General features: G+C 64.0%; 29 protein-coding genes and 2 pseudogenes. 13 read left to right on the top strand and 18 right to left on the bottom strand.

Annotated elements, in window-relative coordinates:
- Positions 1-68: 68 nt before the first annotated feature.
- Positions 69-629: an ATP-dependent protease subunit HslV gene (gene hslV, locus FXB41_RS12760; protein WP_007598435.1), complete on the bottom strand. Its 561-nt coding sequence runs from the start codon at positions 627-629 to the stop codon at positions 69-71.
- A gap of 191 nt (positions 630-820) precedes the next feature.
- Between hslV and hisB the strand changes: the two genes are divergently transcribed.
- The 8 genes from hisB to FXB41_RS12720 all read left to right on the top strand — a co-directional run bounded on the left by hisB (position 821) and on the right by FXB41_RS12720 (position 6,083).
- Positions 821-1,414, top strand: coding sequence for an imidazoleglycerol-phosphate dehydratase HisB (gene hisB, locus FXB41_RS12755; RefSeq protein WP_007598437.1), 594 nt, complete (start codon positions 821-823; stop codon positions 1,412-1,414).
- Between the two features lie 65 nt (positions 1,415-1,479).
- Positions 1,480-2,010 (top strand): DUF2628 domain-containing protein, encoded by a 531-nt coding sequence (locus tag FXB41_RS12750; protein ID WP_007598438.1) that lies wholly within the window; start codon positions 1,480-1,482, stop codon positions 2,008-2,010.
- Positions 2,007-2,657, top strand: a complete 651-nt coding sequence (hisH, locus tag FXB41_RS12745; protein WP_219681951.1) for an imidazole glycerol phosphate synthase subunit HisH — start codon at positions 2,007-2,009, stop codon at positions 2,655-2,657. The genes FXB41_RS12750 and hisH overlap by 4 nt, the downstream gene beginning before the upstream one ends.
- A gap of 166 nt (positions 2,658-2,823) precedes the next feature.
- Positions 2,824-3,555 carry a 1-(5-phosphoribosyl)-5-[(5-phosphoribosylamino)methylideneamino]imidazole-4-carboxamide isomerase gene (hisA, locus tag FXB41_RS12740; protein ID WP_219681950.1) on the top strand — a complete coding sequence of 244 codons (732 nt, stop codon included), beginning with the start codon at positions 2,824-2,826 and terminating at the stop codon, positions 3,553-3,555.
- Positions 3,556-3,565: 10 nt separating this feature from the next.
- Complete coding sequence (hisF, locus tag FXB41_RS12735) at positions 3,566-4,342, top strand: imidazole glycerol phosphate synthase subunit HisF (RefSeq protein WP_007604055.1); 777 nt, start codon at positions 3,566-3,568, stop codon at positions 4,340-4,342.
- A gap of 100 nt (positions 4,343-4,442) precedes the next feature.
- Complete coding sequence (locus tag FXB41_RS12730; protein ID WP_007598445.1) at positions 4,443-4,769, top strand: phosphoribosyl-ATP diphosphatase; 327 nt, start codon at positions 4,443-4,445, stop codon at positions 4,767-4,769.
- Positions 4,770-4,789: 20 nt separating this feature from the next.
- Positions 4,790-5,746 (top strand): type I pantothenate kinase, encoded by a 957-nt coding sequence (gene coaA, locus FXB41_RS12725; RefSeq protein ID WP_007598451.1) that lies wholly within the window; start codon positions 4,790-4,792, stop codon positions 5,744-5,746.
- Positions 5,747-5,843: 97 nt separating this feature from the next.
- A complete protein-coding gene (locus FXB41_RS12720; RefSeq protein WP_219681949.1) occupies positions 5,844-6,083 on the top strand; it encodes a hypothetical protein in 240 nt (79 codons plus the stop codon).
- 84 nt (positions 6,084-6,167) lie between these two features.
- On the opposite strand, the gene FXB41_RS12715 is transcribed toward FXB41_RS12720, so the two are convergent.
- From FXB41_RS12715 to FXB41_RS12695, 5 genes and pseudogenes are all read right to left on the bottom strand, one after another.
- Positions 6,168-6,797, bottom strand: a complete 630-nt coding sequence (locus FXB41_RS12715; RefSeq protein ID WP_219681948.1) for a histidine phosphatase family protein — start codon at positions 6,795-6,797, stop codon at positions 6,168-6,170.
- Positions 6,798-6,899: 102 nt separating this feature from the next.
- The gene (locus tag FXB41_RS12710) at positions 6,900-9,125 is read right to left on the bottom strand and encodes an ATP-binding protein (RefSeq protein ID WP_219681967.1); all 2,226 of its coding nucleotides are present in this window, start codon (positions 9,123-9,125) and stop codon (positions 6,900-6,902) included.
- A 140-nt stretch (positions 9,126-9,265) separates the two neighbouring features.
- Positions 9,266-9,733 carry a hypothetical protein gene (locus FXB41_RS12705; protein ID WP_007598455.1) on the bottom strand — a complete coding sequence of 156 codons (468 nt, stop codon included), beginning with the start codon at positions 9,731-9,733 and terminating at the stop codon, positions 9,266-9,268.
- 119 nt (positions 9,734-9,852) lie between these two features.
- Positions 9,853-10,071, bottom strand: a complete 219-nt coding sequence (locus FXB41_RS40635) for a hypothetical protein (RefSeq protein ID WP_246648763.1) — start codon at positions 10,069-10,071, stop codon at positions 9,853-9,855.
- Between the two features lie 175 nt (positions 10,072-10,246).
- Positions 10,247-11,155, bottom strand: a pseudogene (locus FXB41_RS12695) (YifB family Mg chelatase-like AAA ATPase); the annotation flags it as partial.
- Positions 11,156-11,356: 201 nt separating this feature from the next.
- On the opposite strand from FXB41_RS12695, the gene FXB41_RS12690 reads away from it, so the two are divergent.
- The 3 genes from FXB41_RS12690 to FXB41_RS12680 all read left to right on the top strand — a co-directional run bounded on the left by FXB41_RS12690 (position 11,357) and on the right by FXB41_RS12680 (position 13,710).
- Entirely contained in the window at positions 11,357-12,169 is an 813-nt protein-coding gene (locus FXB41_RS12690) for a hypothetical protein (protein ID WP_219681946.1), read from the top strand.
- A gap of 286 nt (positions 12,170-12,455) precedes the next feature.
- Entirely contained in the window at positions 12,456-13,304 is an 849-nt protein-coding gene (locus FXB41_RS12685) for a TIR domain-containing protein (RefSeq protein WP_219681945.1), read from the top strand.
- Between the two features lie 133 nt (positions 13,305-13,437).
- Positions 13,438-13,710, top strand: coding sequence for a hypothetical protein (locus FXB41_RS12680; protein WP_219681944.1), 273 nt, complete (start codon positions 13,438-13,440; stop codon positions 13,708-13,710).
- Between the two features lie 474 nt (positions 13,711-14,184).
- On the opposite strand, the gene FXB41_RS12675 is transcribed toward FXB41_RS12680, so the two are convergent.
- The 5 genes and pseudogenes from FXB41_RS12675 to FXB41_RS12655 form a co-directional block, all read right to left on the bottom strand.
- Positions 14,185-14,565, bottom strand: coding sequence for a hypothetical protein (locus FXB41_RS12675; protein WP_219681943.1), 381 nt, complete (start codon positions 14,563-14,565; stop codon positions 14,185-14,187).
- Positions 14,566-14,642: 77 nt separating this feature from the next.
- Positions 14,643-15,248 carry a ParB/RepB/Spo0J family partition protein gene (locus FXB41_RS12670; protein ID WP_219681942.1) on the bottom strand — a complete coding sequence of 202 codons (606 nt, stop codon included), beginning with the start codon at positions 15,246-15,248 and terminating at the stop codon, positions 14,643-14,645.
- A 30-nt stretch (positions 15,249-15,278) separates the two neighbouring features.
- The gene (locus tag FXB41_RS12665) at positions 15,279-16,865 is read right to left on the bottom strand and encodes a recombinase family protein (protein ID WP_219681941.1); all 1,587 of its coding nucleotides are present in this window, start codon (positions 16,863-16,865) and stop codon (positions 15,279-15,281) included.
- 9 nt (positions 16,866-16,874) lie between these two features.
- Entirely contained in the window at positions 16,875-17,072 is a 198-nt protein-coding gene (locus tag FXB41_RS12660) for a hypothetical protein (RefSeq protein WP_219681940.1), read from the bottom strand.
- Positions 17,073-17,113: 41 nt separating this feature from the next.
- Positions 17,114-17,758, bottom strand: a pseudogene (locus FXB41_RS12655) (magnesium chelatase domain-containing protein); the annotation flags it as partial.
- 226 nt (positions 17,759-17,984) lie between these two features.
- Here FXB41_RS12655 and FXB41_RS12650 point away from each other — a divergent pair.
- The gene (locus FXB41_RS12650) at positions 17,985-18,230 is read left to right on the top strand and encodes a PilZ domain-containing protein (protein WP_007598461.1); all 246 of its coding nucleotides are present in this window, start codon (positions 17,985-17,987) and stop codon (positions 18,228-18,230) included.
- Between the two features lie 80 nt (positions 18,231-18,310).
- Positions 18,311-19,096: a tetratricopeptide repeat protein gene (locus FXB41_RS12645; protein WP_007598466.1), complete on the top strand. Its 786-nt coding sequence runs from the start codon at positions 18,311-18,313 to the stop codon at positions 19,094-19,096.
- A 42-nt stretch (positions 19,097-19,138) separates the two neighbouring features.
- Here the strand turns inward: FXB41_RS12645 and FXB41_RS12640 are convergent, their stop codons facing one another.
- From FXB41_RS12640 to rsmI, 7 genes are all read right to left on the bottom strand, one after another.
- The gene (locus FXB41_RS12640) at positions 19,139-20,428 is read right to left on the bottom strand and encodes a CpaE/TadZ family protein (protein ID WP_007598467.1); all 1,290 of its coding nucleotides are present in this window, start codon (positions 20,426-20,428) and stop codon (positions 19,139-19,141) included.
- Positions 20,425-21,159, bottom strand: a complete 735-nt coding sequence (locus FXB41_RS12635; RefSeq protein ID WP_219681939.1) for a CpaD family pilus assembly protein — start codon at positions 21,157-21,159, stop codon at positions 20,425-20,427. Before FXB41_RS12635 ends, FXB41_RS12640 begins: the two co-directional genes overlap by 4 nt.
- Before the next feature lie 67 nt (positions 21,160-21,226).
- On the bottom strand, positions 21,227-22,744 hold the full coding sequence (locus tag FXB41_RS12630) for a type II and III secretion system protein family protein (RefSeq protein WP_219681966.1): 1,518 nt from the start codon (positions 22,742-22,744) through the stop codon (positions 21,227-21,229).
- Between the two features lie 10 nt (positions 22,745-22,754).
- Positions 22,755-23,558: a Flp pilus assembly protein CpaB gene (gene cpaB, locus FXB41_RS12625; protein ID WP_007598472.1), complete on the bottom strand. Its 804-nt coding sequence runs from the start codon at positions 23,556-23,558 to the stop codon at positions 22,755-22,757.
- A gap of 352 nt (positions 23,559-23,910) precedes the next feature.
- Positions 23,911-24,855, bottom strand: coding sequence for a glutathione synthase (gene gshB / locus FXB41_RS12620; protein ID WP_219681938.1), 945 nt, complete (start codon positions 24,853-24,855; stop codon positions 23,911-23,913).
- A gap of 10 nt (positions 24,856-24,865) precedes the next feature.
- Entirely contained in the window at positions 24,866-25,267 is a 402-nt protein-coding gene (locus FXB41_RS12615) for a YraN family protein (RefSeq protein ID WP_007598474.1), read from the bottom strand.
- Positions 25,254-26,204: a 16S rRNA (cytidine(1402)-2'-O)-methyltransferase gene (gene rsmI / locus FXB41_RS12610; RefSeq protein ID WP_219681937.1), complete on the bottom strand. Its 951-nt coding sequence runs from the start codon at positions 26,202-26,204 to the stop codon at positions 25,254-25,256. Before rsmI ends, FXB41_RS12615 begins: the two co-directional genes overlap by 14 nt.
- Positions 26,205-26,254: the final 50 nt, after the last annotated feature.

Raw genomic sequence — 26,254 nt, 5'->3', positions numbered from 1 at the left:
GCAAAGCCCTCGCAAGCGGGTGAGGTTGCAGCCAGTCCGGAGCTACATTGTCCAGCCACAGATAGGCCCTACCCGGCGGACAGCGCTTCGACGGTGACATTGCGGTTGGTGTAGACGCAGATGTCGGCGGCGATATCGAGGGAGCGGCGGACGATGGTCTCGGCGTCCTTGTCGGTGTCGAGCAGGGCGCGGGCCGCCGCCAGCGCGTAATTCCCGCCCGAGCCGATCGCCATGACGCCGGCTTCGGGCTCCAGCACGTCGCCGGTGCCTGTCAGCACCAGGGAGACGTCCTTGTCGGCAACGATCATCATGGCCTCCAGCCGTCGCAAATAACGGTCGGTGCGCCAGTCCTTGGCGAGCTCGACGGCGGCCCGGGTCAATTGCCCCGGATATTGCTCGAGTTTGGCTTCCAAGCGCTCGAACAGCGTGAAGGCGTCGGCCGTTGCGCCGGCAAAGCCGCCGATGACGTCGCCCTTGCCGAGTTTCCGGACCTTCCTGGCGTTGTGCTTGATCACGGTCTGGCCGATCGAGACCTGGCCGTCGCCGCCGACCACCACCGTGCCGCCCTTGCGGACCGTCAAAATCGTGGTGCCGTGCCAGCCCGGCGAGCTGTTTGGGGAGTCCTGCATGAATGATCCTCATTGTCCGGGCTGATTTAGGCGGTCGGGAGCGGGGGCACAACGGGCCGCTCCGGGACCAATTTCGCTCACCATAGGCAGAAGTAGAGGCCCGGCCAGCCGTTCCCGCAGTAGCGAAGGCGTCATTTGGCTGTTAAAAGACCGGCGTTTTCGGCCCCGAACGAGGATGAAAGCTAGTTTTGATGCGCACCGCGACGATCAAGCGCAAGACCAAGGAAACCGACATCGAGGTCACCGTGAACCTCGATGGCACCGGCGTGTCCAATATCGCGACCGGCATCGGCTTTTTCGACCATATGCTCGATCTCCTCGCCCGCCATTCCCGCATCGACCTCACGGTCAAGGCGGTCGGCGATTTGCACATTGATCATCACCATACCACCGAAGACACCGGCATCGCGCTCGGCCAGGCCATTAAGCAGGCGCTCGGCAACATGGCGGGCATCACCCGCTATGCTGGCGTGCACATGCCCATGGACGAGACGCTGTCACGCGTGGTCATCGACATCTCGGGCCGCCCTTTCCTGGTGTTCAAGGCCGACTTCCCTCGCGACAAGATCGGCGAGTTCGACACCGAGCTGGTGCGCGAGTGGTTCCAGGCCTTCGCCATGAACGCCGGCGTGACTCTTCACGTCGAGACCCTATATGGCGATAACAGCCACCATATCGCCGAGTCCTGCTTCAAGGGTCTGGCACGGGCGCTGCGCACCGCCGTCGCGATCGATCCGAAGGCGGTGGGCGAAATCCCGTCCACCAAGGGCTCGCTCGGCGGCTGACATCTTTCGGCCCGCGGCACGCGCCGTTTGCGGTATCACTGAATTCTTGGGAACGGGGCATCGCCATGTCCGTCTACACAGTTCATGCTCCCTCCCCTGCCGGAGCCGATCTGCGCGCGACCGACAAGTTCGTCTTCGTGCGCGACGGCTTCCATTTCTGGGCGATGATCTTCGGCCCGCTCTGGCTGCTGTGGAATCGGCTGTGGCTGGCGCTGATCGGTTGGGTGATCTTCGTTGCCGCGTTCAACGTCGGGCTGTCCAGCCTCGGCGTCGGCCGTTCGTCGATCTTCTTCGCCGACATCATCGTCGCGCTCCTGATGGGATTCGAGGCCTCGAGCCTGCGCCGCTGGACGCTGTCGCGCGGCAAATGGCGGCAGCTCGATGTTGTGATTTCCGACGACGAGGACACCGCCGAGCGCCGTTTCTTCGAGCGCTGGAGCCAAAAGCAGCGCGGCATCGTCAACGATCAATGGGCCGTCGATCGCGGCGGCCCGCCGCCGACCCGCAACGTGCCGGGTCAGCAATTCTCCAACCCGCCGCCGATGCCGGCCGGTGGCATCATTGGTTTGTTTCCAGAACCGGGAGGGTCAAGATGAGCGTCGCCATCATCGATTACGGTTCCGGCAATCTGCATTCGGCCGCCAAGGCGTTCGAGCGCGCCGCGCGCAGCATGGACAATCCGCAAAAGGTGTTCGTCACCAGCGATCCGGACCAGGCCTACGGCGCCGACCGCCTGGTGCTGCCGGGCGTCGGCGCCTTCGCCGATTGCCGGCGTGGGCTCGATGCCGTCAACGGCATGGTCGAGGCGATCACCGAGGCGGTGCGCGTCAAGGCGCGGCCGATGTTCGGCATCTGCGTCGGCATGCAGCTGTTCGCCACCCGCGGCAAAGAGCACGTGATCACGCAAGGCCTGAACTGGATCGGCGGCGACGTCGAGAAGATCACGCCGCGCGACGAGAGCCTCAAGATCCCGCACATGGGTTGGAATACGCTTGATGTGCTGCGCGAGCATCCGGTGCTGGACGGGCTGCCGCTCGGCCCTAAGGGCCAGCACGCCTATTTCGTGCACTCCTACCACCTCAACGCCGCCAACGAAGCGGACGTGCTTGCGCGCGCCGATTACGGCGGGCCCGTCACCGCGATCGTCGGCAAGGACACGGCGATCGGGACGCAGTTTCACCCCGAGAAGAGCCAGCGCTTTGGTCTGGCCCTGATCTCGAACTTCTTGCGATGGAAACCGTGATGGCCGCTGCTCTTGTTACCTTCCCCCTTGTGGGGGAGGTCGAATGCGAAGCATTCGGGAGGGGGGTAGCCGCAACGGTGGTGCCCGTGGCTTACCCCTCTCCCCAGCCCTCCCCCACAAGGGGGGAGGGAGCGCACCGTTCGCGCAGAAAAATCCTGGCTCAATCATGATTCTCTTTCCTGCGATCGACCTCAAGAACGGCCAATGCGTGCGCCTCGAACAGGGCGACATGGCGCGTGCGACCGTATTCAATCTCAATCCCGCCGCGCAGGCGGCGAGCTTCGTCGCGCAGGGCTTTGAGTATCTCCACGTTGTCGATCTCGACGGCGCGTTTGCCGGCAAGCCCGTGAATGCGCAGGCGGTCGAGACGATGCTGAAGACGATCACGATTCCGGTGCAGCTCGGTGGCGGCATTCGCGATCTCGCGACCGTGGAAGCCTGGCTCGAAAAGGGCGTCACCCGTGTCATCATCGGCACCGCCGCGGTGCGCGACCCCGAATTGGTGAAGGCTGCTGCAAAAAAATTCCCCGGCCGCGTCGCGGTCGGGCTCGACGCACGTGACGGCAAGGTCGCGGTCGAAGGCTGGGCCGAGACCTCGCAGGTGACGGTGCTGGAGATCGCGCAACGGTTCGAGGATGCCGGCGTCGCCGCCATCATCTTCACCGACATCGCGCGCGACGGCCTGCTCAAGGGCCTGAATCTCGATGCGACCATTGCGCTGGCGGATGCGATTTCGATTCCCGTGATCGCCTCCGGCGGCCTCGCCTCGATCGAGGACGTCAAGGCGATGCTGACGCCGCGCGCGAAAAAGCTCGCCGGCGCGATCGCCGGTCGCGCGCTTTACGATGGCCGGCTCGATCCCTCAGCCGCCCTCACCCTGATCCGCGCCGCGGCCTAGGAGACATCCGATGTTCAAGGTGCGCGTGATCCCCTGCCTCGACGTCAAGGACGGCCGGGTCGTCAAGGGCGTCAACTTCGTCGACCTGCGTGATGCCGGTGACCCCGTCGAAGCGGCGATCGCCTACGACGCTGCCGGCGCCGACGAGCTCACTTTCCTCGACATCACCGCGACCCATGAGAATCGCGGCATCATGCTGGACGTGGTCCGGCGCACCGCGGAAGCCTGCTTCATGCCCGTCACCGTGGGCGGCGGCGTGCGTGAGGTCAACGACATCAAGACCCTCCTGCGCGCGGGCGCCGACAAGGTCTCGATCAACAGCGCCGCGGTGTCGCGGCGCGAGTTCGTCAAGGAAGCTGCCGAAAAATTCGGCGGGCAGTGCGTGGTGGTCGCGATCGACGCCAAGCGGGTCAAGCGCGCCGGTGGCGGAGAGCGCTGGGAAATCTTCACCCATGGCGGCCGCAACTCGACGGGGATCGACGCGATCGAATACGCCCAGGAGGTGGTCTCGCTCGGCGCCGGTGAAATCCTGCTCACCTCGATGGACCGCGACGGCACCAGGCAGGGTTTTGACATCCCGCTGACCCGGGCGATCGCCGACAGCATTCCCGTTCCCGTGATCGCCTCGGGCGGCGTCGGCAATCTCGACCACCTGGTCGACGGTATTCGCGACGGCCACGCCACCGCCGTGCTGGCCGCCTCGATCTTCCATTTCGGGGAATTCACCATCCGCGAAGCTAAGGAGCACATGTCCCGGCGCGGGCTGCCCATGCGCCTCGATGCCTGACGACTCCCATCCCTAAAAATGCTACATCATCGGCAGGAACCGGCTTATCCCGCCGGATAGACAGCCAATACCGGCCAAGGCGCGTTTTCCGGGTATTTGTATGCCGCGTTTCACGATCCACGATCTGGCCGAGACCATCGACGCCCGCGCGGCAGCGGGTGGCGAGGCGTCCTATACCCGCAAGCTCCTCGACAAGGGCGCCGAACATTGCGCCAAGAAGTTCGGTGAGGAAGCAGTCGAAACCGTAATCGCAGCAGTCGAAAACGATCGCGCGCATCTGATCGCCGAAGGCGCCGACCTGCTCTATCATTTCCTTGTGCTGCTCAAGGCCCGCGGCGTAAAGCTGGAAGAGGTCGAGGCCGCATTGGACAAGCGGACCAATATGTCAGGGTTGGAAGAAAAGGCGTCGCGCAAGGGCGGCAGCTAGCCGAGGTGGAGAGTCGCGTCATGGATATCCGCGCACCCGAGCAGCAGTATAATCCTTACCGCGTCTATACGCGTGAGGAGTGGTCGCGACTGCGCGACGACACGCCGATGACGCTGGAGCCGGGCGAGTTCGACCGGCTGCGCTCGCTGCACGACCGCCTCGACTTGCAGGAGGTCGAGGACATCTACCTGCCGCTGTCGCGCCTGCTGTCGATCTATGTCGATGCGATGCAGCGGCTTTATTACGCGGAGCGCCAGTTCCTCAACATCCGCGACCGCAAGATGCCCTACATCATCGGCGTCGCCGGTTCGGTCGCGGTTGGAAAATCCACCACGGCCCGCGTGCTTCAGGCGCTGCTGGCGCGCTGGTCGCCGCGTCCAAAAGTCGAGCTGATCACCACCGACGGATTTCTGTATCCCAACGCCGTGCTGGAGCGGCAGGGCATCATGCAGAAGAAGGGTTTTCCGGAAAGCTACGACCTGCCGCTGCTGCTCAGCTTCCTCTCCGACATCAAGGCCGGCCGCCGCCATGTGCGCGCGCCGGTCTATTCGCATTTGACCTACGACATCGTGCCGAACCAGTGGGCCGAGATCGACCAGCCCGACATCCTGATCGTCGAGGGCGTCAACGTGCTGCAGACCGGCAAACTGCCGCGTGACGGCAAGGCCGTGCCCGTGGTGTCCGACTTCTTCGATTTCTCGGTCTATATCGACGCCGACGAGGCCGCGCTGCGGCAGTGGTACATCAGGCGCTTCCTGTCGCTGCGCGACACCGCGTTCACCAATCCAAAATCCTACTTCAACCGCTACGCGCTGTTGTCGGACGAGGAAGCCACCGCCACCGCGATCGCGATCTGGGAACGCACCAACCTCGCCAATCTCGAGGACAACATCCTGCCGACCCGCCCCCGCGCGACCCTGATTCTGAAGAAGGGCGCCGACCACACGGTGGCGAGCGTGGCGCTGCGCAGGCTGTAATCGCTGCGGTCGACGAGTCTAGCCCGCGCGCAGAGTGTCTTTTGTTGCAGACCGGCAAAGGGTATTCCGCTATGACCTTCGTAAACGCGAGGGACCCATGGTTGATCGTCTCAGAAACGCCGCCGAGCAGCTGGAAGCACCGACCTGCCCGGACTGCCATATCGAGATGAAGTGGTTCCGTTCCGAACTGCTGGCGGACGAGCCGACTCCGATCATCGCGCATCTTTTCGTGTGTCCGCATTGCAAGCGCGCGGCCCAGGCAGACACCAAATTCCAGGGCACGCCAGCGCCGACGGCCAAGCTGTCCGCGCCGCGGTTTCCTGCTCACGCCGCATAACGGTTCATTCCGCCGGAGCGCGCAGTGATGCCGGGCGCCCGGCCTGCTCCGCACCCAAGCTGACGTGCGTCGCCGGCAAGCGGCTCACTTGCCGGCCTTCGCGATCCAATCCGCAGGCTTGATGCGCCCTGCGAAAGCCGCCGCACCGGTGGTGCTTGCCCGGTAGACGAAAGCTTCGCCTTCCTGCACGTCCCCGGCATCCTTGCCGAAGGCATCGGCGATGTTGGTCTTGTGGGTGACCAGGAAGGTGTTGGTGCCCGCCTTGGGCGGCGCATCGACGAGCTGCCGCACGGCCTGGCCCGCTTTTGCATTTGCACCGGTCGGATTTGCCATGCCCGACGCACTCGCGTTGCTGCTGTCCGTCAACGCGTCGACTGGCTTGAGCTCGCGACCGGAGATCAGTCTGCCCGCCTCGATCGCGCGGTTCAGCTTGCTGGTGTAGACATCGCCGATCGGGATCGCGAGTTCCTTGATGGCCGTCCCGATCTGGCGCGCCATGTCGCGGCCCTTTTCACTGAGCTGACGCTGGGCGCTCATGTCGTCGAACTTGAAAGGGTAGACATCCTTTTGGCTGTCGTCGGTGGCCGTGTGGCGAAACACCAACACGTAACCGCCTTGCTTGAGCGAGGCGATCAGTTGCGAGCTATCGGCCGAGGTGGCTTGAGTGGAACCACAGAGAAGGATCACGAAGGCGAGGCGGCAAAGCATGTTCATGCGAAATCCTCTGCTTAAAATGCCCCAGAGGATGGTGACGCGCGAAGCGCTCGATTTCAATTGTCGATTGCCGGCCGGGATCGAGTTCCTATGGAATCCGGATCAAACCGCCAGCTGCCGCGCCGCCGCCAGTCCGGTCAGCGCCTCTTCCAGCTTCTCGCGATCGAGCGGCTTGATCAGAAATCCGTTCATGCCCGCTTCAAAGCAGGCGTAGCGATCTTCCACCAGCGTATTGGCGGTGAGCGCGAGGATCGGCGTGTGGTGGCCGCCCTTGGCTGCCTCATGCGCACGGATGCGTTTTGTCGTTTCGATGCCGTCGAGCTGCGGCATCTGGATGTCCATCAGCACGAGATCATAGGGCGTGCCGGCCGAGGACGCGCCGAGCCAGGATTCCAGCGCGGCCTCGCCATTGATCGCGATGATGACGCGGTGACCGAGTTTCGTCAGTAGCGAGCGCATCAACAGCGCATTGATCTCGTTGTCCTCGGCGACGAGAACCGAGAGGCCTTTCGCCGGTACCGCGCCGGTGGATGGGGCAGATGGCTCCGGCGCGAGATCGGGCGAGGCGACCTCCGGGGGCAGCGCGAGGCGTGCGGCGAGTGAGGCCGCGCGCAGCGGCTTCACCAGGAAGCCGGTGAAGGCCGGCGAGATTTTCTCGTGGCGCGAGCCGGACGTCAGCAGCACGAGGCGTTGCGTCGCATGGCTGCGTGCGGCTTCGCCGAGGCGGTCGGCAATGGCAGCGCCGAGCGCGCGATCGATGAGCACCGAATGCCATGAGCGTTCCGGCAGCAGCGCTTCCGCCACCGCGGCGTCCGTCACCATGCAGGTCTGGCCGCCCCAGCGCTCCAGCCGCCGCGCGATCAGTGACGCCTCGATGCCGTCGGCAATCAGCAGGATCGACTTGCCTGTGAGGTCGGGACTCGGGAACGCCGTTTCTTTCGTGCCGACAGGGGATGACGCCAGCGGTACCGCGACCTCGAAGGTGGAACCCTTGCCCGGCTCGCTCGTGAGCGTGATGCGGCCGCCCATGCGCTTGACGATGCGCTCGCTGATGGCGAGACCGAGGCCGGTGCCGCCATAGGTGCGGGCGACGCGTTCGTCGGCCTGCTCGAATTCGCGGAAGATGCGCTGTTGCGCGTCGGCTGCGATGCCGATCCCGGTGTCGCGCACCAGAAAGCTGATTTCGTTCGGCCAGATGCCGGGCTCGACGATCAGCGCGACGCCGCCGCTCGCCGTGAACTTGATGGCGTTGCCGGCGAGGTTGAGCAGCACCTGGCGCAGCCGCGCGGCGTCGCCGACCACTTCGAGCGGCAGCCGCTCGTCGACATAGGCGGCGATCTCGAGCTGTTTCGCCTGCGCGCGCGGCGCGAGCAGCTCGGTGATGTCCTCGATCAGGGCCGAGAGCGCGAAGGGACGCTGCTCGAGATCGAGCTTGCCGGCCTCGATCTTAGAATAGTCGAGCAACTCCTCGATCAGCGCCATCAGCGCTTCGCCGGAGGTCTTCACGGCCCTGGCGTAGGTCGACTGCTCCGGCGTCAGCGTGGTGTCGAGCAGCAGCCCGCCCATACCGATGATGCCGTTGAGCGGCGTGCGGATCTCGTGCGACGCCATCGCCAGGAAGCGCGATTTGGCCCGGTTGGCGGCGTCGGCCTGATCGCGGGCCTCGGACAGCGCCCGCTCGGTCTCGGTGCGGTCGGTGACGTCGCGTCCGACGCTCTGTAATTCGGCAGGCTGGCCGGCGTCGAGGCGGACATAGCCTTCGCGCCAGGCGATCCAGCGCGCGCCGAGCGGAGTTGCGATCTTCTGGTCGTGAATCCGCGTGCCGTTGCTCTCGCGGGCGCTGTCGCCCTGCTCCAGCACGTCGAAATCAAAGCGCGTGCCGACCAGCGCGCCGCGCGCCTGTGCGGCAAGCGCGCAATAGGCGTCGTTGGCGAAGGTGATGCGGCCGCCTGTGTCGCGCAGCACGATCAGATCGCCCTGCTGTTCGAACAGGCTGCGAGCGCGCTCCTCGGCCTCCTTCAGCTCCCAATTGCGGTCGATCAGCGTTTCGTTGTGGGCAGCCAGCGCACGCATCCGCTTGTTGACGAAGCGCAGGCGCATGCTCAGCGTGGCGAGGCCGAGGCAGGCGAGCGCGAACAGGAAGCTGACGCCGATCGCAAACGCATTGGGATCGTAGCCGGACGTCTCGGACCGGCTGCCGGAGACAAACCCATAGGCGCCGCCGAAGGTCGCCGAGAAGATCATGAAGGAGCGGATCGCGAAGGCGATTCGTGGGTACTGTCGCCTGAAGCGACGCATGCGCACCTTGATCCGGAACGTCCGATCCATCGCCACCGACCCGACTCTTTTCGTAAAAACCTGTGCTCGCTGTAAACGACGATGTGCCGCCGACCTTGCGAACAGTTTGAGGCCCTGCGACCGCCTCCAAACAGGGTTGACGAGACGTTAACGGCGCAAAGCGAGGCGGCTCAAAGCGAGGCCGCCTGGAGATGGCGGTGGCCGCCGCGGGCGCCGACGATCAGCGCCGCCGCCTCGCGCTGCGAGAAGGTTTTCGAGCGCACATAGACCCGGTAATCCGCCGGCCCCTCGGTGGAGAGATAGACCACCTGACCGCCGTCGACGGGCTGTGCGGCAATCGAGATCAGGCGAGTCGAAGGGTTGGCCTGGCAGGACTCCGATTCCGACCCGGGGCCATCGTCAACAACGGCGAAGTCGGCAGCGTCCGCATCCTCGGTGATCTGAACCCGCACCGTGGCGCGCGCGGGATCATCGGTGAAGGCGACATGCACGCCGGCGGTCCAGAACAGCGACGTCAGCTCGACCGAGGTGTCGCCGAGGGCGATGCAGGGATGCGAGACCGATCCGATCTCGCTGCGCGCGAACACCGCGGCCGCCAACAGGGGAACAACCGAGGCCAAGATCTTGAAACGCAACATGACACGCTACTCGCCAGGCCCTGTACGGGGAACTGATGGGCCTTATGGTTTGCAGAGCGTAAAGGAAACTCGTTACCGCCGGGTTGATGCCGGTATCGGGGGATGAGAATCTCAGTCGGTTAAGCGCTTCTGTTCGTTTTTCGCTCGACTTCAGTGAGAACCAAATAGCTGTTCTTGCCGAAGCTGATCGCCCACAGCGCTGCCCAGGCGCCCCACCTGTTCCTGACCTCAATCTCGACGATTTGGCCAGGAGTGGTGCGAACGATGAGCGGCTGGCTCCTGCCCCAATCAATGGTCGCCTCGATCGTGCAGGCACCGGCCGGCAGCGTGATCTCCAACGCGTCGTTGCTCGCAAGCTTCCCAACGCTGGTCCCGTTGACCCGCAGCTCGTACGACCTCAGCCGTCGGCATATTGGGACGGGCGGACAAATCTGATGGTGCAGGCATTGGCGTCGGTCATGGTTCAATCTCGGGCATGGTGATGTTGTCGAGAAAGCTGCGGCGGCGCATTGCTCAGGCCAACTGGCGCACATCCTCCGCGAGTGCGCGGTAGGACAGCGCTTCGGCCAGATGCAGCCGGCCGATCTTGTCGGCACGATCGAGATCGGCCAGCGTGCGCGCCACCCGCAGCACGCGGTGATAGCCGCGCGCCGACAGCCGCATGGTCTCGGCGGCGTCGCGCAGCAGCTTCTGGCCTTGCGCATCCGGCTTGGCGATCTCCTCCAGCACCGAGGCCGGCGCTTCGGCATTGGTGCGAACCTTCGGCAGGCCGGCGTCCGCGTAGCCCGCGAGCTGGATGTCACGCGCGGCGGCCACGCGCGCGGCGACTTCGGCCGAGCCCTCTGCCGGCGGCGGCAGGATCAAATCGGCCGCGGTCACGGCGGGAACCTCGATGCGCAGGTCGATACGGTCCATCAGCGGCCCCGAGATGCGGGCCTGGTAGTCGCCGGTGCAGCGATCGATGCGGCCGCGCTTGCAGGCATAGCCGGGCTCGAACGCATTGCCGCAGCGGCACGGATTCATCGCCGCGACCAGCATGAAGCGTGCGGGATAGGTGACGCGGTGATTGGCGCGGGACACCGAGACCTCGCCGTTCTCCAGCGGTTGGCGCAGCGAATCCAGCACGCGCGGATCGAATTCGGGGAGCTCGTCGAGGAACAGCACGCCCTGATGCGCGAGGGAGATCTCGCCTGGCCGTGCGCGCATGCCGCCGCCAGTGAGCGCGGCCATGCTGGCGGAATGATGCGGCGATCGAAACGGCCGCCGCGCCGTCAGTGCGCCGCCCTCGATCTCGCCGGCGACAGAGGCGATCATCGAGACTTCGAGCAACTCGCCCGGTGACAGCGGCGGCAGGATCGAGGGCAGGCGTGCCGCCAGCATCGATTTGCCGGCGCCGGGCGCGCCGATCATGAGCAGATGATTTCGTCAATGGGAAATCGTATTCCGCTTTTGGGTCCCATGCGTCTTACCGGGCCCCTTTTTGATCCTAGCCCACCCCCGGAACTTCAAAATCGGGCTTAAAGCGTTGGCGGCCGTCGCCCTAGCTCAAGCGGCGGTTCCGGACCTGTTGAAAAATTGAGCTAATCGCCATTATGCTCGCTGGAATTGCGGGCGGGAAACGAAGTGGCGCAAATACTCAGACTTCTCGGCTTCTGGCCTCCACTTGTGTATGCCGTTGCTGTGTTCGGACTGTTTTGGCTGCTGGATCGCAATGCGGCACCTCGCGCTCGAAAGGCGGTTTCAAGCTGGTTTGCGGGCGCAAAGTATGAAGAGCAGCACGTTGGAGATGCCGTACTCTATTTCTTCGATCGACTTTACACGGCTCCTCTTCTCGGCTGGCGTGCCTTCCTCACGTCCGCAGCCATCTCCACCGTCGCGACTATCTTGGTTTCGTCCCAGGTTTTCCCACCTACCCTTTGGCTGCTCTACTATCGGCCCGAAGTATTTGGCTGGAGCGCGTTCACTCAATTATTGACGAACATTTCCGCCGACTATCTCTCGCTGTTTGTGATTAGGCGATGGATCATCTTCGGTAAGCATCGGCCCCTGCTCGCCTTGCTCACAGCCCCGTTGATTGGCGTGATCATCATCGTAATTTGCTATTGGGTTCGTGATGTCGGCGGCTTCTCCATCAAGACTAGGACCTTCGAGTGGCGCTACTTCCTTGACGACCTTGTTGAATGGTGGGGCTTCATTTCTAACAAGAGCTTCCGGTGGGCACTACTGGTGCCAGCCTTCTTAGTCCATCTCTGGCTGCCGCTTTTTGCGTTTGGCGTTATTGTCGCGAAGGCTGTCAACTACGTGCGCACCGCAGGCAAGTTCTCACAGTGGTTCTTTGCTCAGGGCGATGCGCATCCGCTGCGCTCGATTGGATATGTTGCCGCCGCCGCGACGTTCTTGATTACGGCTGTCGTAATGGTCCTTCTACGGGGATGAAATCTTCGGGCCGTTCCTCGCCTATTATCTTCGGTCCGGCTTTGGGTCCCATTTCCGACACCGGACCCTATTTGGTGCGCTCAGTGTGCACCGGTTCACGAGAGGCCTTAAACCCTGTCGCTGCCGCTGAGCTAACGGCTTCAAAGCGCTGCCGAAAGGGTCGCTCGCACGTGTTCCGTCAGCAGCAATTCGACCATGTCGCCGCCTTGCCCACAGCTCGGATAATGGCATGGTGTGCCTGCTTACGCGAGTTGGTGTACCGTTTCAGAGCTTGAAGGACTTCCCAATGGCTACACGCAACCGTCCTCCTCAGCCTCAGCCTGCCTACCTGACGCCTGAGCGGATGCGTCAGGGCCTCAAGCGTCTTGAAGCCGCCCTGAAGCAGGTCACCGCGTTTGATCCGAACATTCCCGCCAACGAAGACACCGTGAAGGCGGACCGGCTTGCTGCGGCAGTCGAGGCAGCTCTCACGCAGACGTTCGGGCATGGGACTGTCGAGTTTCAACGGTATAGTGGCGCCGCCCACTTCAGCTGGCCTCTCAACTATGCCTATCCCGTGCCTTTGCATGAAATCCAGGAGAGCCTGCGTCGCTGTAGGAACAATTCCATCGGGCTACTTCAGGAAGCAATGGCATTCCTAACCAACGAACTCGATCTATTGGGCGAAATGGAGCCCGTCACCGTCGCGCCTGCTGCTTCTCCTGCGCCGTTGAGCAAACACGTCGTCATAGGGCACGGTCGGTCTCCGTTGTGGCGTGAACTCCGCGACTTCCTTCGGGAGCGTCTCGGCCTTTCGGTGGACGAGTTCAACGCTGTCTCGACCGCTGGGCTTCCCACGGTGGCCCGGCTGGAGGAAATGCTGGCGCAGGCCGGTTTTGCCTTCCTTGTCATGACAGCTGAGGACCAACAGGCCGATGGGTCTATGAGGGCACGCGAGAACGTCGTGCATGAGGTGGGTTTGTTTCAGGGAAAGCTCGGCTTCCGAAGGGCGATCATCTTGCTAGAGGACGGGTGTGAGGAGTTCTCGAACATCCATGGTCTCGGGCAAATTCGATTTCAGCGAGACAATCTGAGTGCGCGGTTCGAGGAAATCCGTCGTGTTCTTGAGCGCGAGGGCTTCCTCAAACCTACGTAGCTTGCCCTTCGAGCCACACCTCTCGGGAGACGCCAAGTAGGCGCAGCTACTCCCGGTGGTCCTTGTGTCCTGCCAGCGCGTTCCTATGCGCCATCGCGCCCACTACGACAACGGCTGCTGCAGGAGCGGATGCATGTCTGATCATCAGAGCTGGTACGAGCTTCGCCGCGTTCAGATGGGCGACCCTTATGCCTTCTGGAGCGTGCCGTTAAGCCCAAGCCCCGAGGAGGCGCTGCGCTACATCACCGTGCACAACGGGTTCAAGCAATGGCTAACGATTTGCGACAGCGCGGGTGACTTCGTTCTTGCCGAGTACGGCGTTCTCCCGAGCGAAGAGCTTCCAGACACCAAGTTCTACCGAGGTGCCCTGATCCGCGAATACCCTGTTCGCCTCAGTCCGGCGTAGGATGTCCGTCCGATCAACGGGTCCCATCTTGAGCGCTGGGCCCCAATTTGAACACCCGCCCGGCCTCGACTTCACTCAGTGGGCTTGAAGGGGACGAACGCTGCCAGACCTACGGCTGCTGCAGTGCTGGTCCTTGGTCCGTCTTAAGCTCGGCGTATAGCTCCTCTCGGCCCCAATCGGTCATGAACTTATCCGGCAGCGCTCTGGCTTCCCTGCTCCGCCATCCATTTAGTTATAAACTGTGCAACTTGAGGCCGCTCGCGCCCGGCGACCGAAAAACCCACATAATACAAAGGCTTAGGATCGGCAGGAGCAGGCTCAACCGCAGGCCCTCGCTGCCTGACCTCAGAACATGAGGAATACCAATGGTTTAGCAGGCCTGCGTTGGGTTCAGTGTAAACCTTGGGCCGTTCCGGTCCCTCGCTTAGCTGTGCACGTGCATAGGCAAGGTCCATCGTGCATACCTTGGTCTGCTCAGTCGCCTGCCTCCCGTGCTTCCTTCGCCTCCTGTGCCTCCTGAACCCATTGGTCCCACGTGTCGTCCGAAGGCGTCCAACCTGCCCTTCGCTTATCCTGCTCGCTCTCCGCCTCACGCAGCCGGCGTAGGAGCGCCTGCCGTGTGCTCTCGATACGCTCCACGGCGTCTTCAAGCTGTTGGTCAGTCATGTAGGCAAGGGACACCTTGGGGATCGTTGGGATTTCCAGGTCGCCTTCCTTGGTCGTGAATTTACGCAGCTCCTCTCCCAGCGGCTGTGGCAGGTGCGGATCATAGAGTGCCAAGGCGAGCGCCGTTACCTCGGGGTCCTCGGAGAGCTTTTGGTGCATGCGGCTCCCGATGACCTTGGCCAACTTCACGGCCGCCTCGTGTTTATCAATCTGCCCCGGTGACGCCCCGTCGTGGGCCATCTTCGCCCGTCGCCACGTCGCGTCCTTCAGCTCAGCTCCCAGGTTCGCTCGGAACTCATTTGCGAACGCGTCTCCTTTCTCGAACCTCGCCTTGACATTCTCATGTTGCCAACGAGCCTCTCGCTGACCATGGCGAAACGTGCGATTTCCGCCTTGCTTCCCCAGCCAAGCACAACGCGCTGCCAAGCCAGCTCGTAACGGTCACGGTCCGGGATAGCGAGCTTGATTACTTCGTTGCTCGTCACTGCGTGGTCCAAGGCTTCCCTCACGCTGCCTTTGAACCAAGTGGCCCTAATGGGGTCTTTCCACTTCAATCGTTTATAGCATTCCAGCCGGTGATGCCCGTCAACGCACGTCCACCGATTGTTCAGCTTAACCACTGTCACCGGGTCCAGCTCTCCTATCGCACTGATGATCTTGAGAAGGTCGTGGACGTTGCGTTCATCCACTTCCTTCAGCCCGTGTGCGAAGATGCGGGGCTGGAACAGTGCCGGTCTAATCTCAATGTCTTCCCAGCGTAGCTTGAGGTTCGTTGGTTCGCCCGCAGATGGCCGTTGCAGCTCCTCGATGGCCCCTTTAACTTCGGTGTCGAGAGTTGCTGCGGTGTTCTCTGTTCTCAGCTTCTTCTTCATTGACCTTCGTGTTCCCGTCTTCCGGTGTTCTTAGTCGATCTGTTGGGCGTCCCAGTCGAAGCGGTTCGTCATGAACAGCGTCTCCTGCGGCTCCTCGGCGTGATGCCATAGGATGTCCAAGCGTCCTTCCTGTGGTCGCATCACCATCTTGCGCACGGCGCCCCGCAGTGCCTTGTTGGCTACGTCGGTGTCCATCGGTTCCGCTGTGAGCGTTTTCTCAACGGCCTCCAGCCGCTTCATGACATTGGTGCTCGTTAGCGTATCGCGGCGCTCGATGGCTTTCCTAAGTGCGTCTTGTGTTGCCTCAAGCTCTTGCTCGGCTCTCTGTAACGCCTGCCTCGCCGCCCGGCTCTTGTCGCTGATGGTGAGTTCCAGCAGCGCACCTACTCGCTCGTCTCCAGCGTCAACCTCGACCTTCAACTGCCCAATCTTGCCTTCAATCTCGCCGGTATCGTTACCACGCGGAGCTGTGTCGAGCGTCAGCTTCAGGCTGTGTCTGAATGCTTTGACCGCCTGACCGTAAGGCACGCTCTCGTAGGGATGTGTCCCTGCCTTGGCATGGGCGGCCGAGCAAACGAGATACACATGGTCACCTTTGTTCACCCGTGTGACGGTGCCGTCGCAGTGCTGGCATTTCATCACACCTGCAAAGATGGACCGCACGGGAGCCTTAGCGTTCCTGCCGCGCGCCTCGGTGGTGGTCAGGCGTGCGTTGACACGCTCGAACAGCTCTCGGTCCACCGCTGCCGGGAACCGGTGGGCGATGGGTTCCTGCGGTATGCGCTGCTTGGTGCGCTGGCCTTCAACCTTCCGCACCGTGTGCGGCACAAAGACCCCGATGGCCGCCTTGTTCGTGAGCAGCTTGCGGACGTAGCTGCGGTGCCAGTACGCCGCCTTCCATCCACCCGCGCCCCACGTGTCTTCTTTGGCGTCATTGAGCTGCGCCGCGATGCTGTGCGCACCCATGCCTTCATCGGCCATCTCGAACATCCAGCGCAGCAACACCGCGCGTTCTTCAATCAGCTCGTAGCTCGATGTCTCGGTGCTCCAGCGTATCCACGCGGGCAGCCTCAGTGTGTACGGCTTGGTGAGCTTCTCCTGCCCTGCGAACTTCTGCCGTCTGGCAGCGTGTGCTTTGGCGACCCGAATGCCCTTGGTGGCGCTTTCCTCATTGGCGCGGATAAAGCGCAGCACCATCATGAGGAACAGCACAGGGTCATTGTCGAGCGCGGCTGCGTTGTACTCTCGCCCGCCGTCCGACATATCGACAACGGTTACCCCGGCCTCAACGATATCTTCAATCGCGCGAACCGCCTTTCGCGCCACCTGTCTGCTGATGCGGTCGAGGTTTTCCACTAGAAGCCATGAGCCGGGAGAAATGGTGCCGTCTCGAACGCGTTCAACGAACACGCCTAATGCGCCAGTCTCTCGGTTCGCGCCGTGGAACCCTGAGACACCCTTGTCTTCGAATGTCAGTTCGTCATCCAACACCACTCCGTTCGCTGCGGCCCACGCCTGCGCTGCATCGGTCTGGCGCTGGAGCGAATGGCCTTTGGCCTGCTCGGGTGTGCTAAACCGAACGTAGCTGTACGCCTTCGGGGGCCGCTGCGTGTCCATGGTGGTCTCTCAGCGGCTCAGGGCTTCGCTGGTGACCGTGGCGAGTACGGTATCGACGCAGCCCCACCGGACGGCTAAGCGGTGCGCCCAAGTCTCCATGCGCTCTCCAAGGGCTTGCTTGCGTTCCCCTGCGGCCTGTACGGCCCAGCTGCACTTGATGGCAGCAGCAACGATCCGGTGGCTGGCTGCGGTGGTGATGCGGTTCATGATTGTCTCCAGTTAGCCCGTCGTGGGCACTGAAGCAATCACATGAGCAGGTGATGACCGCCGGCGGCCGCGATCTCCAGCGCCCGCTTGGCGCTCTCCTGGCCCTTGATGTCGCGCAGGTCGAGCGGCGAGGCGGCGGCTTCGTGTACCTTCGGCACCGGCCGCGACAGCACCTGCGTTCCCTTGAAATGGTTGGCGATCTGGATCAGCGAACTTGCGGCGATGATCTGGATGTCCGGGCTCGCCCATGCCGCTTCCGAGCCGCAAGCCGCCGGACAGATCAGCCCCTCCTCGCGCACATTGGCGCCGATCGCGGCGGGAAGGACACCGGCCACCGGTGCGATCGATCCGTCGAGGCCAAGCTCGCCCAGAACCGTGAAGCCGGTCAGCGCATCCGGGGGGATCGCGCCGATCGCCCCCATCAGCCCGAGCGCGATCGGCAGGTCATAATGGCTGCCCTCCTTGGGCAGATCGGCGGGCGCGAGATTGACGGTGATCCTGCGCGCCGGCAGCGCCAGCCCAGAGGCGATCAGCGCCGAGCGGACCCGCTCGCGCGCCTCCGACACCGCCTTGTCCGGGAGACCGACGATTGCGAAGGCCGGCAGACCGGGCGCGACCTGCACCTGCACGTCGACCGCACGGGCCTCGATCCCCTCAAAGGCGACGGTAGAAACCCGCTGAACCATGCCCGAACCAGCCTGCCCTTTTGCACAATTAGGGGTAGCAGAGCGGGCCAGTTCTTGCAAGAACAATACGGGAACGGGTCGAGAGGGCCGGAAGGCCTTAACCGATCGTAAACACGTCGAAGACACTACGCCTCGAATGCAAGCTGCTCTGCTCAGCACATTCCAACGAATGTCCGCTACTCCTAGGCTGCGGGATGGGCCGTGGTCTAACGGGTGAATAATTCAGATGCTTGCAAATCGCCGGAGAAGCGAACGACGGATGTGCACGCGGCTCGCCAAGATTCATTTTGGCGCGGGTTCGCTGCCGCGGGACTGCACGATCACGGATATTTCGGATGGCGGCGTGAAAGTGGTGGCGGAATTTCTGGAAGTGCCGCCGCAATTCACCATCATCTTCGCGCCCGACTATTCCCGGCAGTGCCGCCTGCGCTGGCGCATCGGCTGCGAGTTCGGCGCTGAATTCACCGACTGAGCTTTCGGAAGCGCCCCGCCTTAACGGGACTTTAGCGTTAATCGGTAAGCATCTCTGATCAGTCGCCGAGTGATCAGAGTATGTCCAAGCGTTTGTCCGTCGCCTCTCCTCCGGCGAGATATCTGTTTTCCGCACTTCTGATCTTGGCCCTGGGCGGCTGTCAGACCACCGGCATCGAGGACATCACCGGCGCGCTCGGCGGAAAATCGGACACGGCTGTCAGGGCCGAGGCCAAGCCAGACGTGAGGCCGGACATGGACGCGCTGCGCGAGCGCTATCGCGCCAAGCCTGGCGATCCCAACGTCGCGCTCGAATATGGCAAGGCGTTGCGCCAGACCGGCCAGCGCGCGCAGGCGCTCGCGGTGCTGGAGCAGGCCGTGCTTGCCCATTCCAGCAACAAGGCGCTGCTCGCCGGCTATGGCCGCGCGCTCGCCGACAGCGGCAGTTTCCAGCAGGCGTTCGACGTCCTCGGTCGCGCGCATTCGCCCGAGGATCCCGACTGGCATATCCTGTCGGCGCAGGGCGCCGCGCTCGATCAGCTCGGTCGCAACGAGGAGGCGCAGCAATACTACGCCGCCGCACTGAAAATCGTGCCGGACGAACCGTCGGTGCTGTCCAATCTCGGACTGTCCTACATGCTGCAGAACAATCTGCCGCGGGCAGAGGAAACGATGCGCCGCGCGCACGAGCGCAATCCCGCCGATCTCCGGGTGCGCGCCAATCTCGCGCTCGTGCTGGGACTGGAAGGAAAGCAGGCCGAGGCCGAAACCATCGTGAAGGCGGACCTGCCGCCGGATCAAGCGGCGGCAAAGGTCACAGCGCTGCGGCAGTTGCTGGTGAAGAAGCAGCAGCGGGCGGAGAAGTAACCCGCCCGCGCGCGTCAGGAAGCCTTGCTTAGGAAGCCTTGCTCAGGACGCCTTGCGATGCGGGGCTGACGCGCGCCCCGACCTGCCCTTCAGCTTCTTCAGCAGCGGCCCGAGCAGCGAGCGCTTCGGCTTCTTCACCTCGCCGCGCCCGGCGAGGCGGTTCGCCATGTTCTGGAACAGCTCGGTGGTGCGGTGGCTCTTGGAGACCTCCGCGATCATCTGGCCGTTGTTGGCCGCGGTCGAGAACAGCTTCGAATCGAACGGGATCACCGCGATCGGCTGGCTCTCCATGGTCTTGGCGAATGCCTTGACCTCGATCTCCGCCCGCTTGGGCATGCCGACCTGGTTGATGCAGTAGAGCGGTGGCCGGTCGTTCGGCCGCGCCGCCTTCAACACGTTCAGCATGTTCTTGGTGTTGCGCAGGTTCGCAAGATCGGGCTCGGCCACGATCACGATGTCGTCCGCGTTGACCAGCGCACGCCGCGTCCAGCCCGACCATTGGTGGGGAACGTCGAGCACGATGCAGGGCGTCGTCATGCGCAGCGTGTCGAACACCGCATCGAAGGCCTCCGCGCCGAAATCGTAGACGCGGTCAAGGGTGGCAGGCGCAGCAAGCAGGCTGAGACGCTCGGTGCATTTGGAGAGCAGGCGCTCCATCAGGGCCGTGTCCGGCCGATCCTGCGACAGCACGGCATTGGCGATGCCCTGCACCGGGTCCTGATTGTAGTCGAGGCCCGCGGTGCCGAAGGCGAGGTCGAGATCGATCACGACGGAATCGAGCGCGAGGTCGCGGGCGATGGTCCAGGCCACATTGTGCGCGACGGTGGAAGCGCCGACACCGCCCTTGGCGCCGACCACCGCGATGACGCGGCCGGTGATGATGGTTTCGGACGCCGAGAACAGGCTGCAGATCGAGCGGACGACGTCGAGCGTTTCGACCGGTCCCACCACATAGTCGTTGACGCCGCGGCGGACCAGCTCGCGATAGGGCGCGGTGTCGCTGGGATTGCCGATCACCACCACGCGAGTGCCGGGATCGCAGACGCCGGCGAGATCGTCGAGGCCCTCGAGAATGTCGCGCGTGCCGTCGGATTCGATCACGATAACATTCGGCGTCGGCATCGTTTCATAGACTTCGATGGCCGCCGCGAGGCCGCCGTCCTTGGCGGTGAGGTGCGCCTTGGCGAGACGGCGATCCTGCCCGGCCGCGGTCACCGCGGCGAGCGTCTGCTCGGTCTCGCAAAAGGCCTGCACCGAGATGCGAGGAACCGGCGCAATGTGTTCCTCGGGGTGCTGCGGATCGTCCGCTTCTTCGTCGTGGACGCGTGTCATCTGCCTGTATCGCTGAGTTTGGCCTTGTCGGCGTCTGAATTGGTGGTCGCGATCGGCATGCCCTTGCGATAGCGCTCGAAGGCGATGTCACGCCGTGCGTTATAGGCTGGCGTCTCGGACCGCGGCTGCTCGAGGTCGGCTGGATTGTCGATCATTGCCGCGAGGTTGCGCTGGCTGGCGCAGCCCAGATTGAAATAGGGCTGGTTCTCGTTGTAGCCGGGGTCGAGGATGGAGGGGCCGATATCTTCCGGCCACAACCCGCAGGGGCCGGCGACTGCGGCGATCCGGGAATAGCTCAGGCGGATGGTGGGCAGTAGTCCGGGATCCTCCGGCCGATAGGGATGCTGGACGATGGCACGCGAGGGCACGCCGACGGATGCGAGGACGGAACGGATCTCGTGATAGGTCGCTGCCGCCGCCCGCGAATTCGCGGCGTTGGCGGGGACGTCGACGACGACCGAGCCGGTGCCTTCGCGCACCCAGTCCCGGGCAATGCCGGCGACGTCCGCGTGCTGCGCGGACGAGAGGCCGCCGCGAGCCTTGCCGACGAAGATCACGATCGACTTCTTGGCTTCCTCGACCGCGATCGGGTGACGCTGGCGATAGTCGGTCGGCACCGTCTGGGTGACGATCTCGCCGGTGGTGTTGCAGGCGCCCAACATGACGGAGAGCCCCGTCAGCGCCAGCGCGACGCTCAACCTGCGACGTCGATCGGCCATGGTCTTCGTCATCGCTTCATCCCCTCGTGCCCCGTCTCTCGCCCGTCTCTGCCGCTTGCCCCAAGTCGTCCGTTCGTCATCAGTCGATGATGAAGCCGAAATCACCGGGCGTGCCCGCGATCGGATCGACGCGGCGCGCGATGCCATAGAGGCGGTTCATGCGGCCGAGCAGCGCCGTCTGGGCGTCAGAGGCCGGCGCGAAGCCGTCGTCGGGCCGGGACAGTTCCTTCTGAGCCACCGCGCGCACCACATAGGGCGTCACGATCACCATCAGCTCGGTCTCGTTGTTGACGAAGTCCTGGCTGCGGAACAGCGCACCGATGATCGGCACCTGGTCGACGCCAGGCAGGCCGTTGATCGCCTGTTTGGTCTGCTGCTGGATCAGGCCGGCCATTGCCATCGAACCGCCCGAGGGAATTTCCAGCGTCGTTTCGGCGCGGCGGGTCTGGATCGAGGGGATGGTGATCGAGTTGCTCGAGCTCGAGGACAGCGCCTGGGTCACCGTGATGGCGCTCTGGTTCGACAGCTCCGACACCTCGGTCATCACGCGCAGGCTGATCCGGCCCTCGCTCAGTACGACGGGGGTAAAGTTCAGGGAGATGCCGAACTTCTTGTAGGTGATCTGGGTGGTACAAACGTGGGTGACGGGATCGCAGGCGTAGCCCGACGGAATGGGGAATTCGCCGCCGGCGATGAAGGTGGCGGATTCGCCGGAGATCGCGGTCAGGCTCGGCTCGGCGAGCGTGCGCATGACACCGGCGCTTTCCATCGCGCGCATCGTGGCGCTGACGGTCGCGAAGCCCTTGGTGATGCCGGCCACACCTAATCCGTTGTTGCTGACGATCGGTCCGCCGCTGACCGAGAACGGGTTGGAATTGTTGAAGTTCACCACCGCGGTGCCGGCGTTCAGGCTGGCACTGAGATCGACGCCCAGCTGCTTGACGATATCGCGGCGCACTTCGCCGACGACGACCTTGAGCATCACCTGGTCGCGGCCGCGCACGACGATGTTGTTGACCACCTTCTCGGAGCCGCCGACCAGTTTGGCGGCGACGTCGCCGGCCTGCTGGGCCTCGACCGGGCTCGACACCGAGCCGGTCAGCATCACGCTGTCGCCGACGCCTTCGATCTGCACGCCCGGCAGCGCCTGACGCAGCGCCGTGCGCATGCCGTTGAGATCGCGCTTCACCGCGATGTCGTAGGCGGCCACCTGCTGGCCGTCGGCAGCGAAGAACACGACGTTGGTCTGGCCGACCTGTCCGCCGATGATATAGGCGCGTTGGGCCGAGCGGATCACGGCATTGGCGATCTTGGGATCGGCGACCAGCACATCCTTGACGTCGCGCGGCAGGTCGATGACGGCGGACTTGCCGACGCCGAGCGACAGGAAGCGCGTCTTCGCCGGCGTGATCGTCCCGACCGGCGACACATCGAGATCCGCTGCCTGCATCGGCGCCTGGTCGCCGACCGGCGCTTCTGCAGCGCTGACGACATCGGGGGCTGCGAGGAGCCCCAGGATCAGCATCGTCCCCGTCCAGAACGAGCGCGCGCAATTCCCCCGAATGCGCATGCCCGTCCGATCATCCCCATAGTTCATCATGTCCCCATCACTTCTGTGACGTCAGTTGCCGCGCCTGTACGCCGTAGCGGATCACGTTGATCCCGGCGGACCGCTTGCTCGCCTGGTCCTCGGGCGTACTGTCGACCGAGTTGGCATCGACGATGCTGCGCAGCGCGAGTGTCAGCGTGCCGCCCTGGCGCGCTGCCGATAGCGCGGCGACCTGGTCGGGTTTGAGCTCGAGCGTGACGGTCCTGCCGACGACGGCGTTCTGGCCGTCCTTTTCCTTCGGCGCCTGGTCGATCGCGAGCACGCGGATATTGGTCAGGATCGCTTCGGACAGGATGAGGTCGTTACCGCCGGCCCCGTCAGGATTCTTCAAGCGGCGGGTCAGCACGATGTCGACGCGGTCATTCGGCAGGATGAAGCCGCCGGCGGCAGTCTCGGCTGAAATCTCGGTGGAGACCGCGCGCATGCCCGACGGCAGGATCGCGGCCATGAAGCCGGAGCCGTCGGCCTTGACCAGCTTCTGCTCGCGGATCGGCTCGCCCTGCATCAACGGCACGCGTGCGATCGAGCCTGCGATCTGGATCTGCGCCTCGGGCCTGTTGTCGCGGCGGATGAAGGCGCTGCTCGCGGTCGCCGCCGGCCAGACCTGCCATTGCAGGTCCTCGGGCTTCACGGCCTGACCGAGCTGGATGTCGTTCTTGGCGACCAGGACCTCGACCGTCGGCAGCTTTTCGGCGACAGGAAGAACGGGCGCGGGCTTGTTGTCATAGCCGCTCGCCAGATACGCAGCGACGCCGCCGGCGCCCAGTGCGATGACGAGAACGACAATGCGTGCGGTGTTCATACGCTTCTACTCTTACGCGGGGCACTCGAACCGCACCTGGCGGGTTCCCCGTGTCGATGAGTAGGCAGTAAAAGTATAAGCGGTGTTGCGAGGCCGAACGTGATCGACGCCCGCGCTGTGGTCTTTCGGCAGATGGTGAACGTCGCGTTAGCCGCTCGGCCACTGGCCCCGTAGTTTCACGCAGCCGCGGCCCGTGCGTTCGAATGATGCGCGCCGCGTCATGGTGAATGGGTAGTTAGTGATGGGTGAGGTGATGCTTGGTGCCGGCATGCAGTGAGATGGAAACAACGCGCCACATCACCGCTGTCGTCCTGGCTTTCGCCAGGACGACATTGAGGCTACAAGCCGATGCCTACCTCGCCCGCTTCTGCTCGATCACGTCCCAGAGCTTTGCGGCAACGTCCGGTCCGCCGAGCCGCGCGATGGCGCGGACGCCGGTCGGCGAGGTCACGTTGATCTCGGTGAGATTGCCGTTGATGACGTCGATGCCGACGAACAACAGCCCGCGCTCGCGCAGCGCCGGGCCCACGGTGGCGCAGATCTCGCGCTCGCGCGGCGTAAGCTCGGTCTCCTGCGCTGCGCCGCCGCGCACCATGTTGGAGCGGAGGTCGTCGGCGGCCGGCACGCGATTCACCGCGCCGGCGAACTCGCCGTTGATCAGGATGATGCGCTTGTCGCCGTGCTTGACCTCGGGGATGAACTGCTGGATCACCCAGGCTTCCTTGAAGGTCACCGAGAACATGTCGAACAGCGAGCCGAAATTCATGTCCTGCGGCATCACGCGGAACACCGCCGCGCCGCCATGGCCGTGCAAGGGCTTCATCACGACGGCGCCATGCTTGTCGCGAAACGCGTTGATCTCGTCGAGGTCGCGCGAGATCAGCGTCGGCGGCATCAGCTGCGGGAAGTTCATCACGAACAGCTTTTCCGGCGCGTTGCGCACCGAGGCGGGGTCGTTGACGACGAGCGTCTTCGGATGGATGCGTTCGAGAAGGTGCGTCGAGGTGATATAGGCGAGGTCGAACGGCGGATCCTGGCGGAGCAGCACCACGTCGAAGCCGTTGAGCGCCTCGCGCCTGGGTTCGCCCAGGGTGAAATGATTGCCGGGCTCGTCGCGCACGGTGAGGAGCTGAACCGGAGCGACGATCTCCTCGCCGACCATCGAGAGCTTGTCGGGCGTGTAATAGGACAGGCCGTGGCCGCGCTTCTGCGCCTCCAGGAGCAGCGCAAAGGTGGAATCGCCCTTGATGTTGATGCGGGCGATGGGGTCCATCTGGACGGCGACGTTCAGTTTCATGGTCTGCCTTTCAGGTCGAGGCGTCGAATGCCGCCAACACATGGCGTGGAAGTGACCGCGGCGCAATCAGCATGGCATCGAATCGCATTTCAAATTCCGCATGCTCGGGATGCGCGACGAGCCAGCCTTGCGCGGCATCGATGATGCGCTGCTGCTGGCGCGGCGTCACCGCGAAGGCGGCGTCGTCCAGCGTCGCGCGCGCCTTGACCTCGACGAAGGCGATCAAATTGCGGCGGCGCGCCACGATGTCGATCTCGCCATGCGGCGTGCGGTAGCGTTTGGCGAGGATGCGATAGCCCTTGGCCATGAGATAGGCCGCGGCGCGGCTTTCCGCGGAGATGCCGGTGCGAAACGCGGCGACGCGCTCGGGCGAGGCGATTTTCGGTTCCGTCGGGACCTCAGCCTTCGCCATCGCCGCCCCGCAACTCCTTGGCAAGCTCGAGCGCGCGGGCATAGACATCGCGGCGCGGCCGGCCCGAGAGCGCGACCGCATGCGCCACCGCATCCTTGACGCTGTTCGCGGCGAGCTGCTCGCGCAGGACACCGTCGAGCGCATCCGATGTCAGCATCTCGGCATCCGCCGCAGGCGGAGCGATCACCAGCACGAATTCTCCGCGCGTCTCCAGCGTGTCGGCGCCGCGCGCGAGCTCACGCAACGTGGCGCGCGAAATCTGCTCGTGCAGTTTCGTCAGCTCGCGGCAGATCGCGGCTTCGCGGCTCCCCATGATCTCGGCAAGCTCGGCGAGCGTGTCCTGCACGCGGTTGCCGGAATCGAACATCACCAGCGTCGCATCGATGCGCGCAAGCTCAGTCAGGCGAGATCGTCGCGCCGCCGATTTGGCCGGCAAAAACCCTTCGAAAAAGAAGCGGTCGGTCGGCAGCGCGGCGACCGACAGCGCCGCCAGCACCGAGGACGGACCGGGGAGCGCGTAGACCGCGTGGCCGGCGGCGCAGACCTCGCGCACCAGCTTGTAGCCGGGGTCCGAGATCAGCGGCGTGCCGGCATCCGACACCAGCGCGATCGAGCCGCCCTGCGACAGCCGTTCCAGGATCTTCGGACGGGCCGCTTCCGCATTGTGCTCGTGATATTGCTTGAGCTGCGCGGAGATGTCGTAGCGCTCGGTCAGACGCCGCGTGATGCGGGTGTCCTCGCAGGCGATGACATCGACCCCGGCGAGGGTCTGCAGCGCCCGCAGCGTGATGTCGCCGAGATTGCCGATGGGGGTCGCGACCAGGTGCAGGCCCGACGCGGCCTTCGGCGCGACAAGCCGATGGGCGTCGATGGAGAAACCGCGCGAGGCGGGCTCCGTGATCTCGGGTGTATTTATCGGGGACGGCTTTGCGCGCATAATCAAACGAACTTAGGCATGATCCCCGGAGCTGGGAACCGGTCCCCGAA

Source organism: Bradyrhizobium canariense (assembly GCF_019402665.1).
Taxonomy (GTDB): domain Bacteria; phylum Pseudomonadota; class Alphaproteobacteria; order Rhizobiales; family Xanthobacteraceae; genus Bradyrhizobium; species Bradyrhizobium canariense.
The sequence above is the reverse complement of the archived record's forward strand: the minus strand, read 5'-3'. Positions and strand labels throughout refer to the sequence as shown.

Excerpts from the sequence above, each read along its gene's own strand:
- hisA (WP_219681950.1), top strand. The coding sequence starts at position 2,824 with ATGATTCTCTTTCCTGCGATCGACCTCAAGAACGGCCAATGCGTGCGC.
- FXB41_RS12650 (WP_007598461.1), top strand. The coding sequence starts at position 17,985 with ATGCTTGCAAATCGCCGGAGAAGCGAACGACGGATGTGCACGCGGCTC.
- FXB41_RS12680 (WP_219681944.1), top strand. The coding sequence starts at position 13,438 with ATGTCTGATCATCAGAGCTGGTACGAGCTTCGCCGCGTTCAGATGGGC.
- FXB41_RS12750 (WP_007598438.1), top strand. The coding sequence starts at position 1,480 with ATGTCCGTCTACACAGTTCATGCTCCCTCCCCTGCCGGAGCCGATCTG.
- rsmI (WP_219681937.1), bottom strand. The coding sequence starts at position 26,204 with ATGCGCGCAAAGCCGTCCCCGATAAATACACCCGAGATCACGGAGCCC.
- FXB41_RS12660 (WP_219681940.1), bottom strand. The coding sequence starts at position 17,072 with ATGAACCGCATCACCACCGCAGCCAGCCACCGGATCGTTGCTGCTGCC.
- FXB41_RS12715 (WP_219681948.1), bottom strand. The coding sequence starts at position 6,797 with ATGAACATGCTTTGCCGCCTCGCCTTCGTGATCCTTCTCTGTGGTTCC.
- hisF (WP_007604055.1), top strand. The coding sequence starts at position 3,566 with ATGTTCAAGGTGCGCGTGATCCCCTGCCTCGACGTCAAGGACGGCCGG.
- gshB (WP_219681938.1), bottom strand. The coding sequence starts at position 24,855 with ATGAAACTGAACGTCGCCGTCCAGATGGACCCCATCGCCCGCATCAAC.
- hslV (WP_007598435.1), bottom strand. The coding sequence starts at position 629 with ATGCAGGACTCCCCAAACAGCTCGCCGGGCTGGCACGGCACCACGATT.
- FXB41_RS12635 (WP_219681939.1), bottom strand. The coding sequence starts at position 21,159 with ATGACGAAGACCATGGCCGATCGACGTCGCAGGTTGAGCGTCGCGCTG.
- FXB41_RS12615 (WP_007598474.1), bottom strand. The coding sequence starts at position 25,267 with ATGGCGAAGGCTGAGGTCCCGACGGAACCGAAAATCGCCTCGCCCGAG.
- coaA (WP_007598451.1), top strand. The coding sequence starts at position 4,790 with ATGGATATCCGCGCACCCGAGCAGCAGTATAATCCTTACCGCGTCTAT.
- cpaB (WP_007598472.1), bottom strand. The coding sequence starts at position 23,558 with ATGAACACCGCACGCATTGTCGTTCTCGTCATCGCACTGGGCGCCGGC.
- FXB41_RS12665 (WP_219681941.1), bottom strand. The coding sequence starts at position 16,865 with ATGGACACGCAGCGGCCCCCGAAGGCGTACAGCTACGTTCGGTTTAGC.
- FXB41_RS12630 (WP_219681966.1), bottom strand. The coding sequence starts at position 22,744 with ATGAACTATGGGGATGATCGGACGGGCATGCGCATTCGGGGGAATTGC.
- hisB (WP_007598437.1), top strand. The coding sequence starts at position 821 with ATGCGCACCGCGACGATCAAGCGCAAGACCAAGGAAACCGACATCGAG.
- FXB41_RS12645 (WP_007598466.1), top strand. The coding sequence starts at position 18,311 with ATGTCCAAGCGTTTGTCCGTCGCCTCTCCTCCGGCGAGATATCTGTTT.
- FXB41_RS12685 (WP_219681945.1), top strand. The coding sequence starts at position 12,456 with ATGGCTACACGCAACCGTCCTCCTCAGCCTCAGCCTGCCTACCTGACG.
- FXB41_RS12710 (WP_219681967.1), bottom strand. The coding sequence starts at position 9,125 with ATGGATCGGACGTTCCGGATCAAGGTGCGCATGCGTCGCTTCAGGCGA.
- FXB41_RS12720 (WP_219681949.1), top strand. The coding sequence starts at position 5,844 with ATGGTTGATCGTCTCAGAAACGCCGCCGAGCAGCTGGAAGCACCGACC.
- hisH (WP_219681951.1), top strand. The coding sequence starts at position 2,007 with ATGAGCGTCGCCATCATCGATTACGGTTCCGGCAATCTGCATTCGGCC.
- FXB41_RS12640 (WP_007598467.1), bottom strand. The coding sequence starts at position 20,428 with ATGACACGCGTCCACGACGAAGAAGCGGACGATCCGCAGCACCCCGAG.
- FXB41_RS12705 (WP_007598455.1), bottom strand. The coding sequence starts at position 9,733 with ATGTTGCGTTTCAAGATCTTGGCCTCGGTTGTTCCCCTGTTGGCGGCC.
- FXB41_RS12730 (WP_007598445.1), top strand. The coding sequence starts at position 4,443 with ATGCCGCGTTTCACGATCCACGATCTGGCCGAGACCATCGACGCCCGC.
- FXB41_RS12670 (WP_219681942.1), bottom strand. The coding sequence starts at position 15,248 with ATGAAGAAGAAGCTGAGAACAGAGAACACCGCAGCAACTCTCGACACC.